Source organism: Alphaproteobacteria bacterium (genome assembly GCA_035625915.1).
Classification (GTDB): domain Bacteria; phylum Pseudomonadota; class Alphaproteobacteria; order JACZXZ01; family JACZXZ01; genus DATDHA01.
The window spans coordinates 17,873-30,988 of sequence record DASPOR010000041.1 but is presented as its reverse complement, the minus strand read 5'-3'; the positions used below and the strand labels follow the sequence as shown (position 1 = coordinate 30,988).

Sequence of the window (13,116 nt, the reverse complement as noted above, 5' to 3'; positions counted from 1 at the left end):
CGACGTCCTTATCAACAATGCCGGCATCTACGGTCCGCGGAATGCGCCGATCGCGCAGATCGCAGAGGAAGCGTGGCTCGAGACGTTTCAAGTCAATTCGATAGCACCGCTCCGGATCGCCGACGCGCTTGCAGAAAATGTGGAGAAAAGTGGCAAGAAGACCATGATCTTCATCACGAGCCAAATGGGGTCGATTGCGCGGATGAGTCCGGGGGCGCACGTGTACCGGATGAGCAAGACCGCTCTCAACTCGGGTGTGCGGAATATTTCCCTTGAATATGAAAGCCGCGGCATCGTCTGTGTTTTGCTTCATCCCGGCTGGGTAAAGACGGACATGGGTGGGCCGGGTGCGGCCCTTGAAATCAAAGCCAGCATCAGCAGCATGCGCACGGTGATCGCGGGTCTTAAACCGTCGGACAATGGCCGCTTCCTAAATTATGACGGCGCTGAGATCCCCTGGTAGGCGGCAATAATGCGGCTCAGCGATTCGCAAGCGATGATCCGCGATACCGCGCGCACTTTTGCGCGCGAGCGATTGGCGCCTAATGCCGCTGCATGGGACCGCGAAGGGCGTTTTCCCAAAGAGGCGCTCGCGGAAATGGGGCACCTCGGATTCTTGGGAATGCTGCTGCCGGAGGAATGGGGCGGGGTCGGTGCCGATGCGATCGCCTATGCACTTGCGATCGAGGAGATCGCGGCCGGGGATGGATCGTGCGCCGGAATCATGAGCGTGCACAATTCGGTCGGCTACATGCCGATTTATCGCTTCGGGAGCGAAGGCCAGAAGCAGCGGTTTCTCACGCGCATGGCGAAGGGTGAATGGCTCGGCGCTTTTTGCTTGACCGAGCCGCAAGCCGGTTCGGACGCGTCGAACCTGCGCACTCGCGCACGCCGCGATGGCAACCATTATGTCCTGAACGGCACAAAACAGTTCATCACGAGCGGAAGTACGGCCGCCGTCGCGATTGTCTTCGCGGTGACTAACCCTGAACGAGGCAAGAAGGGGATCTCGGCATTTATCGTGCCGACCGACAATCCCGGTTACAAAGTTGCGCGCAAAGAGGACAAAATGGGCCAGCGTGCGTCGGACACCTGCCAGATCGTCTTCGAGGATTGTCGGCTGACGCCCGACCTTCTTCTCGGCGAAGAGGGCGAGGGCTATCGCATCGCGCTCGCCAACCTAGAAGGTGGGCGTATCGGCATCGCGGCTCAGGCGCTCGGCATGGCGCGCTCGGCCTACGAAGCGGCCCTCGCCTACGCCAAGGAGCGCGAAAGCTTCGGCAAGCGCCTCGTTGACCATCAGGCGGTCGCTTTCCGCCTAGCCGAGATGGCGACACAGATTGAAGCGGCACGCCAGCTCGTGCTCCACGCGGCATCTCGCCGAGACGCGGGTGAGCCGTGCCTCAAGGAAGCGTGCATGGCAAAGCTCTTCTCGACAGAAATGGCCGAGCGTGTGTGCTCCGATGCGATCCAGATCCACGGGGGCTATGGCTACCTGCGCGACTTTCCGGTTGAGCGCATATACCGCGACGTCCGGGTTACCAAGATCTACGAGGGCACCAGCGACGTCCAGCATATGGTGATCGCGCGCGAGATCGCCGATGGCGGCTGACACCGGCGTCGACCGGGGAGGAATCGCATGACCGTTCTCAAATCGGCACTCGATACCCGCCGTGACGAATTTCGGCGCAATGCGGACGCGATGCGCGCGGTCGTTTCCGATTTGCGCGCGCGCGTCGCCGAGATCAAGCAGGGTGGCGGTGAAGCCGCACGACAAAAGCACCTCTCACGTGGCAAACTCCTGCCCCGGGAACGAGTGCGCGCACTGCTCGATATCGGCTCACCCTTCCTCGAGCTCTCCCAACTCGCGGCCTACGGTATGTACGGCGGGGACGTGCCAGCCGCCGGTATTATCACGGGACTCGGTCGCATCGCCGGCCGCGAATGCGTCGTCGTCGCCAACGACGCGACGGTCAAGGGCGGCACTTATTTCCCGATCACTGTCAAGAAACACGTTCGCGCCCAGGAAATCGCGAGGGAAAACAAGCTGCCGTGCCTCTATCTCGTCGATTCGGGCGGTGCGAACCTACCAACATGGGACGAGGTTTTCCCTGATCGGGATCACTTCGGTCGGATTTTCTACAATCAGGCGACCATGTCTGCCCTCAGAATTCCACAGATCGCCGTCGTCATGGGTTCGTGCACGGCCGGTGGCGCCTATGTGCCTGCAATGTCCGACGAGTCGATCATCGTGCGCGGACAGGGCACCATCTTTCTGGGCGGCCCACCCCTCGTGAAGGCGGCAACCGGCGAGATCGTGAGTGCGGAGGAGCTTGGCGGGGCCGAGGTGCATGCGCGCGTCTCGGGTGTCGTCGATCACATGGCGCAGAATGACCTTCAAGCGATTGCCATGGCGCGTCAGATCGTCGCCGACTTGAACCGGCGCAAGACTGTATCGCTTGACGTGCGCCAGCCGCGGGAGCCGCTTCACGATGCCGAAGAGATCTATGGCGTGGTGCCGACGGATGCACGCAAGCCTTACGACGTCCGCGAGATCATTGCGCGTTTCGTGGACGGCTCCGAATTCGACGAGTTCAAGCAGCTCTATGGCGCAACGATCGTGTGCGGTTTTTCGCATTTGCACGGCTATCCACTCGGAATTGTCGCGAACAACGGAATCCTGTTCTCCGAGTCGGCCTTGAAGGCGGCGCATTTCGTCGAACTGTGCAGTCAGCGCGGTATACCGCTTCTTTTCCTTCAGAACATCACAGGTTTCATGGTCGGCAGGAAGTACGAAGCGGGCGGCATTGCGCGCGACGGGGCCAAAATGGTGACGGCGGTTGCTTGCGCGCGAGTGCCGAAATTCACGCTTATCATCGGAGGCAGCTTTGGCGCCGGCAACTACGCCATGTGCGGCCGCGCATACTCGCCGCGGTTTCTCTGGATGTGGCCGAACGCGCGCATCTCGGTGATGGGCGGGGAACAGGCGGCGAGCGTGCTCGCAACGGTACGCCGCGACAACATTGAAGCCAGGGGCGGCGCCTGGTCCGTCGAGGAAGAGGAAGCATTCAAGCAGCCGCTCCGCGCTCAATACGAAGCGCAAGGACACCCCTACTATGCGAGTGCCAGGCTCTGGGACGACGGCGTCATCGATCCCAAGGACACTCGCCGGGTCCTTGGCCTGGCGATTTCGGCCTCGCTCAATGCCCCGGTCGAGACGACCAAATTCGGCGTCTTCCGGATGTAGGCGCGCCCATGTTCGACAAGGTTCTGATTGCGAACCGGGGAGAGATCGCATGCCGTGTGATACGCACTGCACGGAAACTCGGGGTGCAGACGGTCGCCGTCTATTCCGAGGCCGACGCCAACGCACGGCACGTCGTCCTTGCCGATGAGGCGCGACTAATCGGACCGGCGCCCGCACGGGAGAGCTATCTCAAGATCGAAGCGCTAGTCTCAGCCGCGCAGGAAACCGGTGCGCAAGCCGTTCATCCCGGCTATGGTTTCCTTTCCGAAAACGCAGCCTTCGCCGAGGCATGCGACAAGGTCGGCCTCGTCTTCATTGGTCCGCCCGCGTCGGCGATCCGCGCCATGGGTTCGAAAAGCGAGGCCAAGCGGCTCATGGATGCGGCCAAGGTCCCGACCGTCCCCGGTTATCATGGCGAGCGACAGGATGCCGCCACGTTGCGCGAGGCGGCGGCGCGAATTGGCTTTCCGGTCCTGATCAAGGCGTCAGCCGGCGGGGGCGGGAAAGGCATGCGCGTCGTCGAACGGCTTGAGGACCTTGAGGCGTCCGTGGCCTCGGCCAAGCGGGAGGCGTCGTCGTCATTTGGCGACGATCGGGTGCTGCTCGAAAAATATCTGACGCGACCCCGTCACATCGAGATTCAGATATTCGCCGATGGGCATGGCAACGCCGTTTACCTTTTCGAACGCGACTGCTCGATTCAGCGCCGCCACCAGAAAGTGATCGAGGAAGCTCCCGCTCCGGGAATGACCGCGAATCGCCGTCGCGAAATGGGGGAGGCCGCGATCGCCGCGGCGCGAGCGATTGGATATCGCAATGCTGGCACTGTCGAGTTCATTGCCGACGAGGCGGGCGCATTCTTTTTTATGGAGATGAACACACGGCTTCAAGTCGAGCATCCGGTAACGGAGATGATTTCGGGACAGGATCTCGTCGAATGGCAGTTGCGAGTCGCCGCGGGCGAGCGTCTGCCGCTCGACCAGGACCGTCTGCGTATCAATGGGCATGCCTTCGAGGCGCGCATTTATGCCGAAGACCCGAGCCGGGATTTCCTTCCGGCGACCGGCCGTCTCGCGCATCTGCGATTTCCCGAGGATGACCCCAACGTACGGATCGATACAGGTGTCGTTGAGGGCGACGCCGTGACCATCCACTACGATCCCATGATCGCAAAGCTGATAGCATGGGGCGAAGATCGCGAAGCGGCGCGCAAAAGTTTTGTGAAAGCGCTCGGCGAATGCGAAGTCGTCGGTGTTGCGACGAATACCGAGTTTCTGCGCGCCATTGCCGCTCATCCAGCGTTCGCGGCAGCGGAACTCGATACGGGCTTCATCGCACGCCATCGCCGCGACCTGATCCCGGAGGCGAAGCCAGCGAGCGCCCGCACGCTGGCGCTTGCGACCCTGTCGCTCTTCTTGCAGCGCACCAGACAGGCCGAATCGGAGGCGCGCAAATCGGACGATCCATATTCGCCTTGGGCATATACCGACGGCTGGCGGATGAACGACGACAACCATCATATCGTGCGGCTTCAAGACGGTAACGGGGAAGCCGCAGTCACCGTGCACTATCGTCGGGATGGCTATGTAATGGATCTTCCCGACGCTCATCTTGCGGTCAGGGGTCGACTTCTTGAGGACGGCGAGCTCGAGGCCGACCTTGGGGGATACCGCTGCCGGGCGCGGGTTGTGCGTCGCGGGCGGGAGCTTGTGGTCTTTGCCGATAGGGGAAGCCACCGTCTTCTACTCATCGATCCGCTTGCGGGAGCGGCCGAGCTCGATGCCGTCGGCGGCCGGCTTGCGGCGCCGATGCCGGGCAAGGTTGTCGAGGTGCTCGTCAAGGACGGTGCTTCAGTAAAGCGAGGTGCGCCACTTCTTGTTCTGGAAGCGATGAAGATGGAGCATACGATTTCCGCGTTCGCCGACGGCACGATCGAGAAGGTAATATATTCGGCCGGCGAGCAGGTTGAGGAGGGCGCCGAGCTGATTGTCTTTCAGCCCGCGAGGGGAAATTGAGCGTGACGCTGCCGAAGCGGGTAAAAATGGTCGAAGTCGGTCCTCGCGACGGGCTCCAGAACGAGTCCAAGACGCTGCCGGCTGCTACGAAGGTGTCGTTGATCGAGCAGCTCGCCGATTCGGGCCTTGCCGTTGTGGAAGCCGGGAGCTTCGTATCCCCGAAATGGATCCCCCAAATGGCCGATACGGCGGAGGTGATGGCGAAACTTCGCCGTAAGCGGGGCGTGAGCTATCCCGTACTCGTCCCCAACATGCGAGGTTACGAGGCCGCCCGTGCCGCCAAAGCCGAGGAAATCGCGATCTTTGGTGCGGCTTCGGAAAGCTTTTCCCAGCGCAATATCAACTGCTCGATCGCCGAGAGCCTCGCGCGCTTTGCACCCGTTGCCGCTGCTGCGAAAAAGGACGGTGTGCGCGTGCGAGGTTATATCTCCTGCGTACTTGGCTGCCCCTATGAGGGCGAGATTGGCGTAGACGCCGTGGCGGACGTTTCCGCCAAGCTCTTTGCCATGGGGTGCTATGAAATCTCGCTCGGCGACACGATCGGCATCGGTACCCCGGCCAAGGCGCAAGCCATGATCGATCGTGTCGCAGTAGCCGTTCCACGCGAGAGGCTCGCCGTTCATTTCCACGACACCTACGGCCAAGCGCTCGCGAACATCCTTGCCGCAATGGAACGCGGCGTATCCGTGGTCGATAGCTCCGTCGCTGGCCTCGGAGGCTGTCCCTATGCGAAGGGTGCCTCGGGAAACGTGGCGAGCGAGGACGTCCTATACATGCTCAACGGCCTCGGAGCCGAGACGGGCGTCGATCTTGCAAAACTCGTCGCGGCCGGGCGATATATTTGCGCCGAGCTTGGCAAGACACCCGTCTCCAAGGTATCCCTCGCGCTTGCCGGCAAGGCCGCCGCCTGATCGGGAAAGACACCGTTAGCGCACGTGACACTCCACATCATCAAGCTTTGCGTCGGCATCGATTCGGTCGACGAGCTCGCGAAATGGCAAAAACATCGCTTGGCACAGCTTCGCAAGCGCAACCCCAAGGCGCGCTTGCGTCATGTCACGCGCATGACGCCCAAGCGCGAGGACGACGTTCTTGACGGCGGCTCGCTCTATTGGGTTATCAAGGGCTACGTTCGCGTCCGCCAGCGGATCGTTGGCCTTCGCGCCACCCACAATCAAGCGGGTGAGCCGGCTTGCGCCATCGAGCTCGACCGCAAGCTCGTGAAAACCCAGCTCGCCGCTTGGCGTCCGTTCCAGGGCTGGCGTTATCTGGGGCCCGAGGCCGCACCTCCCGATCTGCCGCCGCGCGCCAAGGGTGATGATGAGTTGCCCGCTAAGCTGGCTGCCGAATTGCGCGATCTGGGATTGCTTTAGGTGCGGTGCCACTTCACCCTTCCGTTGGCGCGGCCCCGGACAGGGAGTATAGATGGCCCCTCTAACGAGGGATAATCCATGCCGGACGAAGGCGCACCCCCCACCATGATCTTCTCGACAGCCATCCCGCCTGGCGATGAGCGGTGGCGGGCACTCTCCGCCCTCTATCGCGCCGACGAGAGTGCTGTCGTCGAGCGTCTCGTCGCAGAACTGCAATTGCCGGCCGATCAACTCGACCGGATCGCGGAACGGGCGCGCACCCTTGTCGTGGAGGTGCGTAGGCTGCGCATCGGGCAGGGGGGCCTCGACGCCTTCCTCCATGAATATGCCCTTTCGAGCCAGGAGGGTGTCGTCCTGATGTGCCTGGCCGAAGCGCTCCTCAGGATTCCGGATCGCGATACGGCCGACCGCCTTATTCGCGACAAGCTGCGCCTCGCCGATTGGGAGAAGCATCTGGGGAAGAGCGATTCGCTGTTCGTGAACGCTTCGACGTGGGCGCTGATGCTCACGGGCCGGCTCGTCAAGCTGGGTGAGTTTGACGAGCGCGATATGGGCTCGCTCCTCGGCCGGCTGGTGGCGCGAAGCGGGGAGCCGGTCATCCGCCAGGCGATGATGCAGGCAATGCGCATCATGGGCCGCCAATTCGTCATGGGCCGCACGATCGAGGAAGCACTCGAGCGGGCCAAGGCGGAAGAACCACTCGGCTATCGCCATTCCTACGACATGCTTGGCGAGGCGGCGCGCACCGCGAAGGACGCGGAACGCTATTTCGAAGCATACGATCGGGCAATTGCGTCAATTGGTCGAGCGGCCCAGGGTCGCGGCCCTATTGCCTCGCCCGGAATTTCGGTCAAGCTCTCCGCACTCCATCCCCGCTACGAGTTCGCCGTGCGCGAGCGCGTGCTCAAAGAGCTTACCCCCCGCATCGTCGCCCTCGCGCAGCACGCGAAGCAGGTCGGCATCGGCATGACGATCGACGCGGAAGAGGCGGATCGGCTTGAGCTCTCCCTCGAAGTCCTTGCCGCCGTCGCGCGAGACGGAAGCCTCGCCGGGTGGGAGGGTCTCGGCCTGGCCGTCCAAGCATACCAGAAGCGCGCGACCGCCGTCGTCGATTGGCTCGCGGAATTGGCGCGCAACGAGCGTCGACGGCTCATGGTGCGCCTCGTGAAGGGTGCCTATTGGGACAGCGAGGTCAAGCGCGCCCAGGAGCGCGGCCTCGACAACTATCCCGTCTTCACCCGCAAAACGGCAACAGACATTTCGTATCTTGCGTGCGCCCAGCGCCTCCTCGGTGGGCGTGACGCATTTTATCCGCAATTCGCGACCCACAATGCCCATACGGTTTCGGCGATCCTCGAATTCGCCGGCAACAATCGGGAGTTCGAGTTCCAAAGGCTGCATGGCATGGGTGAGGCGCTTTACGAGCAGGTGGTGGGTGCGAGGCATCTCAATCTGCCCTGCCGCATCTATGCGCCGGTCGGCAGCCACGAGGATTTGCTGCCCTATCTCGTTCGGCGCCTCCTCGAGAATGGCGCGAATACGTCGTTCGTCAATCGCATCGTCGATGAGCGCGCGCCGATCGACAGCATCATCGCGGATCCGATCGCGCGCATGCGCAAACTGACGAAAAAACCGCATCCGAGCATTCCATTGCCTCGGAATATCTATTTGCCGGAACGGCTCAATGCGATCGGCATCGATCTTTCCGACCCGGCAGTGTTGGCGCCGCTCGCACAGGCGATGGGGCAGGCCGGATCGGGAAGTTGGCGTGCTGGTCCGATCGTCGGTGGTGTTGCAATCACAGGGGCGGGCCGTGCGGTGTTCGATCCGGCCGATCGCCGACGCCAAATCGGGGAGGTGCGCGACGCAAGCGAGGCAGACGTTGACGACGCGCTCGACCGGGCCCAGCGTGCGTTTCCCCTTTGGGAGGGATTGCCGGCCAGCGAGCGAGCTGCAAGGCTCGACCGTATTGCGGAGCTCTATGAGCGTGACATGGCTACACTCATGGCGCTCGCCGTGCGGGAGGCGGGAAAATCCATTCCCGACGCGGTGGCTGAAGTCCGGGAAGCCGTCGATTTCTGCCGTTATTATGCCAACCGAGCGCGCGTCGATTTCGGTCAACCGCTGTCGCTGCCGGGGCCGACTGGCGAGCGGAACGAACTTTCGCTTCACGGCCGCGGCGTCTTTGCGTGCATCAGTCCGTGGAACTTTCCGCTTGCGATCTTCACGGGCCAGATCACGGCCGCACTCGCGGCGGGCAATTGCGTCATCGCCAAACCGGCCGAGCAGACCCCCCTGATCGCGACGCACGCGGTGCGGCTCTTCCACGAGGCCGGCATTCCGGCAGATGCGATCGAACTTTTGCCGGGGCCGGGCGAGTTGATCGGCGGGCGCCTCGTGGCGGATCGGCGCACGGCCGGGGTCGTCTTCACGGGTTCGACCGACACCGCGTGGGCCATTCAGCGGTCCCTCGCGGGACGTAAAGGACCGATGGTGCCCCTCATCGCCGAAACGGGCGGGCAAAACGCCATGATCGTCGACAGTTCCGCGTTGCCGGAGCAGGTCGTGGCCGATGTCTTGGCCTCGTCCTTTCAGAGCGCGGGCCAGCGCTGTTCGGCGCTGCGGGTCCTTTTCGTCCAAGACGAGATCGCCGCAAAACTCCTCGACATGCTCGCGGGCGCCATGCGCGAACTCAAGGTAGGCGATCCGGGGCTGCTCTCGACCGATGTCGGTCCGGTCATCGACCAGGACGCCAAAAATATGCTCGAGGAACATGCAGCTCGCATGTCCCGCGACGGGAAACTCATTCATCGGGTCGAGCTGGAAGGCGCTTGCGCCCATGGTACCTTTGTGGCGCCGGCCGCATTCGAGATCGACCGCATTGGGCGGCTCGAACGCGAGGTCTTCGGTCCAATCCTCCACGTTGTGCGCTATCAGGCGAGCCGGCTTGACGAAGTAATCGATGCGGTAAACGCCACCGGCTACGGCCTCACGCTCGGTGTGCACAGCAGGATCGACAGCACGGTCGAGCATGTCACGCGTCGCGCGCACGTGGGCAATTCCTATGTGAATCGAAATATGATCGGCGCCGTGGTGGGCGTGCAGCCGTTCGGCGGCGAGGGTCTTTCGGGCACGGGTCCCAAGGCGGGCGGACCGCACTATCTTCCCCGCTTCGCGGTCGAACGCACCCTTTCCGTCAACACGACCGCCCAAGGCGGTAATGCAGCGCTCATGTCGCTGCAGGAAGAGGATTGAGGCTTCGTTGCGCTACGCCACGTCGCTTGGCATCGCCTTTTTGGCGATTGCACTTTTACCGGCGCGCGCCCAGGACACGATGCCGAGGGAAGGAGACTTCGCAGGGTTGGTCGCCCGTATTGGCAACGATCAGCCGGAAAAGTTTCTTCTTGGCCGTACGCTTTTCGAGTCCGATTGGTCGATCGCACCGGGACCCAAAGCCGGATTCGACGGCCTCGGCCCGCTATTCAGCCGTCTTTCGTGCGATGGCTGCCATACCCACGCCGGGCGCGGCGAGCCGCCTCAATCCCCGGACTTTCCGATGATTTCAATGACGGTTCGCCTCTCGATACCTGGAACGACGCCCGAAGGCGGACCGAGGCCACACCCGCTCTACGGCGATCAGCTGGATCGTAACGCGGTCGCCGGCGTTCCGATCGAGGGCAGGGCGTCGGTCAGCTATACGGAGAACGAGGAACGCTATGCAGACGGTACCGCCTACTCGTTGCGCGCACCCCATTATCGCTTCGAGGCGCTTGCCTATGGCCCGCTCGGTTCCGACACGCTCGTCTCGGTGCGCATAGCGCCTGCGATCGTCGGCCTCGGCCTGATCGATGCGGTACCCGATCAAGAAATCGAGGCGATCGCATCCGAGGAGAAGCGAAACGGCCGAGTTCATGGTCGTCCCAATCGGGTCTGGGATTTGACGGCGGAAGCTTTACGCGTTGGCCATCTAGGCTGGAAGGCAGGGCAACCGAGCTTGCGTCAACAAAATGCAAATGCATTCAACCGGGATATCGGGATCACCAACCCTCTATATCCGACCAACGACTGCACCGAAGTAGAAACGGAATGCCAGGCAGCCGCTGCGGCGTCGCCACGCAAACCCAAGATCGGCGACGAATTTCTCGACGCAGCTACGTTTTATGTGGCGCAACTTGCACCATCTTTGCCGCGCGAGCAGGACAGTCCCATCGTCAAGCAGGGTGCCGTACTGTTCGAGCAGGCAGGCTGCGCTGAGTGTCATCGTCCGACGCTCGAAAGCGGGACCAGTCCCGATCCCGATCTTGCGCACAGGGAATTCCATCCGTATTCCGATCTTCTTCTCCACGACATGGGAGATGGCCTCGCCGACGGGCGACCGGAATTCGTTGCCGATGGACGATCCTGGCGAACGGCACCGCTTTGGGGGCTAGGGCTCATCAAATCGATCACGGGTCACGAGTTCCTGCTTCACGACGGTCGTGCCCGCGGTCCCGCCGAAGCGATCCTGTGGCACGGCGGCGAAGCCGAGGCCGCCAAGGACGCGTTCAGGGGAATGACGAAGGACGAGCGAGACGCGCTGATCGCGTTTCTCGAATCGCTCTAGCCGCTTCCCGTCAAAGTTGCTTGCACGCCATCGATAATGAACTGTGTTGCAAGTGCCGCTAGCACAATGCCGAGCACGCGGCCGACGACATTCGTTCCGGTAACGCCGAGCAGGTTGACGATCCTGCCTGCGGCCAGGAGACACAAATAAGTGATCAGGAGAATCGCAGAGAGCACGCCTAATACGATGCCATGCCCGAGCCAGGAACCTTTTGCTTCTTCGGTCAGCAGCATGACGGAAGCGATAGCGCCAGGTCCGGCAATAAGCGGTACGGCGAGCGGGAACACGGCGATATCATGGCGGTGGTGCGCCTCCTCGTCCTCGCTCGACGTCGTCGACCGGAGGCCCGACTGACGCGCCAGCACCATATCGATGGCGACGAGGAACAGGAGGACCCCGCCTGCGATGCGAAACGCCGCAAGGGTCACGCCGAGTGCCGTAAGAAATGCTTCGCCAATGAAGGCAAAAATGTAAAGAACGGCCGCCGCGACAACGATGCCGGTCAAAGCGGAAGTGCCGCGCTCTTCGGGGCTCCTGCCTGCGGTCAAACTCGCGAAAATCGGGGCCGTGCCGACGGGATCGATGACGACCAGAAAAGTGACGCCGGCATGAACGATGAGCGCCCACATGAGGTTATCCGTACCAGACCTTGCGTAGGGCGTCACGTTCGAGAAGCCAGCTCGTGCCTAGCCCGAAAACCAGGCCCCAGAACGGTGCCCCAATGTTGAAGATCGTGACGCCCGAGACAGTGACGAGGAAAGTGGCGAGGGCGCCGAGCGTTAGCTCGTGGCCGAAGGTGGCGACAAGAGCGCCCTGTAACACGCGCAGCATCGAAAGTCCGCCAAGGACACCGATGAATGCCGTCGGCAAAGCGAGGCCAACCTGTGTTGCCAGCGGCGCCAGAAGCCCGAACGAGAGCAAGAGAAGCCCATAGATGATGCCCGCGACGAAACGCTGCTCCCTCGATCCACTTGAGCACATGATGGCGTTTGAGGGCCCCGTCACCGTGGTCGGGACCGCGCCGAAGATGCCGAAGAACAGCGTGCCGACACCGCACATGATTGTGAGGGTATTGACTGGCGGGGCATATCCCGACGATTTCAGGATGGCGATACCTTGCGGATTCTGTATGCCGAGTACTGCGACGGCGAGTGGTATCACGAGCTCGAAGAGGGCGCGTCCGGAGAAGGTCGGCTGGTAAAGCCTTGGTTGGGCAAGCGCCCACCGCAGCGGCTCGTTGAACGCGAAATGGCCGCTCAACAACATCACGCCGATCCCGACGATCAACGCCGTCAGCACCGGAGGGACCACACGTCCAATGGCCGGCACTGCACTTGCGGCGAGAAACGAGGCGACGACGGCAAAGGCTATCAGCGTGTCATCGATGAAGCCGGTCACGATCCTTATGCCGAAAGGGAGAAAGACGCCGCTTACCATGCCCATGACGATAGGCATCGGCACCCGCGCCATCGCCCTGCGCGCGACCCCTGTCAGCCCCAAGGCAAGCATCAGCGCGCCGGTTGCGAGGTAGGCGCCAACGATCTCGCTGAAGGCCAAATGCTGAAGTGCGGGCCCTATCAGCACGGCGCCCGGAATCGACCAGGCGATCCCGATGGGTTGACGATATGCAACGCTCGCGATGATCGAGAGCACGCCGCCGATCGCATAGCCCGCGAAAATCCAAGACGCAATGTGTTCTCGATCAAGCCCGCCTTGCGTAGCGACGGCGAGAAGGATAACGAGCGGGCCAGTCACGGAGAAAAGAAAGGCGACAAGGGCGTTCGCCAGCATGTGCCGATCGTAGCTGGCCGTAACGTCGCGCCAGCGCACGCGCGGGCGCACGGCCTTTTCAAAAATTGCCATGTATGGACTCGGCTC

General features: G+C 62.4%; 10 protein-coding genes. 8 read left to right on the top strand and 2 right to left on the bottom strand.

Annotated features, from left to right (window positions below; all coding sequences use genetic code 11):
• The 8 genes from VEJ16_03975 to VEJ16_03940 form a co-directional block, all read left to right on the top strand.
• Window positions 1-463 (top strand): SDR family NAD(P)-dependent oxidoreductase (locus VEJ16_03975; protein HYB08806.1); only part of this gene is annotated, 463 nt, incomplete at its 5' end.
• Between the two features lie 9 nt (window positions 464-472).
• Entirely contained in the window at window positions 473-1,612 is a 1,140-nt protein-coding gene (locus VEJ16_03970; GenBank protein ID HYB08805.1) for an acyl-CoA dehydrogenase family protein, read from the top strand.
• Window positions 1,613-1,639: 27 nt separating this feature from the next.
• Window positions 1,640-3,247 carry a carboxyl transferase domain-containing protein gene (locus tag VEJ16_03965; protein ID HYB08804.1) on the top strand — a complete coding sequence of 536 codons (1,608 nt, stop codon included), beginning with the start codon at window positions 1,640-1,642 and terminating at the stop codon, window positions 3,245-3,247.
• 8 nt (window positions 3,248-3,255) lie between these two features.
• A complete protein-coding gene (locus tag VEJ16_03960) occupies window positions 3,256-5,262 on the top strand; it encodes an acetyl/propionyl/methylcrotonyl-CoA carboxylase subunit alpha (protein ID HYB08803.1) in 2,007 nt (668 codons plus the stop codon).
• A 2-nt stretch (window positions 5,263-5,264) separates the two neighbouring features.
• Window positions 5,265-6,173, top strand: coding sequence for a hydroxymethylglutaryl-CoA lyase (locus tag VEJ16_03955; protein ID HYB08802.1), 909 nt, complete (start codon window positions 5,265-5,267; stop codon window positions 6,171-6,173).
• Window positions 6,174-6,197: 24 nt separating this feature from the next.
• Window positions 6,198-6,635: a DUF1489 domain-containing protein gene (locus VEJ16_03950; GenBank protein ID HYB08801.1), complete on the top strand. Its 438-nt coding sequence runs from the start codon at window positions 6,198-6,200 to the stop codon at window positions 6,633-6,635.
• A 105-nt stretch (window positions 6,636-6,740) separates the two neighbouring features.
• Entirely contained in the window at window positions 6,741-9,890 is a 3,150-nt protein-coding gene (gene putA / locus VEJ16_03945; protein ID HYB08800.1) for a bifunctional proline dehydrogenase/L-glutamate gamma-semialdehyde dehydrogenase PutA, read from the top strand.
• Between the two features lie 7 nt (window positions 9,891-9,897).
• The gene (locus VEJ16_03940; GenBank protein HYB08799.1) at window positions 9,898-11,238 is read left to right on the top strand and encodes a di-heme oxidoredictase family protein; all 1,341 of its coding nucleotides are present in this window, start codon (window positions 9,898-9,900) and stop codon (window positions 11,236-11,238) included.
• On the opposite strand, the gene VEJ16_03935 is transcribed toward VEJ16_03940, so the two are convergent.
• Complete coding sequence (locus VEJ16_03935) at window positions 11,235-11,867, bottom strand: MarC family protein (protein HYB08798.1); 633 nt, start codon at window positions 11,865-11,867, stop codon at window positions 11,235-11,237. The two genes, VEJ16_03940 and VEJ16_03935, sit on opposite strands and share 4 nt — an antisense overlap.
• A 4-nt stretch (window positions 11,868-11,871) precedes the next feature.
• Window positions 11,872-13,101 (bottom strand): benzoate/H(+) symporter BenE family transporter, encoded by a 1,230-nt coding sequence (locus VEJ16_03930; GenBank protein HYB08797.1) that lies wholly within the window; start codon window positions 13,099-13,101, stop codon window positions 11,872-11,874.
• Window positions 13,102-13,116 lie beyond the last annotated feature (15 nt).

Coding starts and splice junctions, on each gene's coding strand:
- VEJ16_03965 (HYB08804.1), top strand. CDS start 1,640: ATGACCGTTCTCAAATCGGCACTCGATACCCGCCGTGACGAATTTCGG.
- VEJ16_03935 (HYB08798.1), bottom strand. CDS start 11,867: ATGTGGGCGCTCATCGTTCATGCCGGCGTCACTTTTCTGGTCGTCATC.
- VEJ16_03930 (HYB08797.1), bottom strand. CDS start 13,101: ATGGCAATTTTTGAAAAGGCCGTGCGCCCGCGCGTGCGCTGGCGCGAC.
- putA (HYB08800.1), top strand. CDS start 6,741: ATGATCTTCTCGACAGCCATCCCGCCTGGCGATGAGCGGTGGCGGGCA.
- VEJ16_03960 (HYB08803.1), top strand. CDS start 3,256: ATGTTCGACAAGGTTCTGATTGCGAACCGGGGAGAGATCGCATGCCGT.
- VEJ16_03970 (HYB08805.1), top strand. CDS start 473: ATGCGGCTCAGCGATTCGCAAGCGATGATCCGCGATACCGCGCGCACT.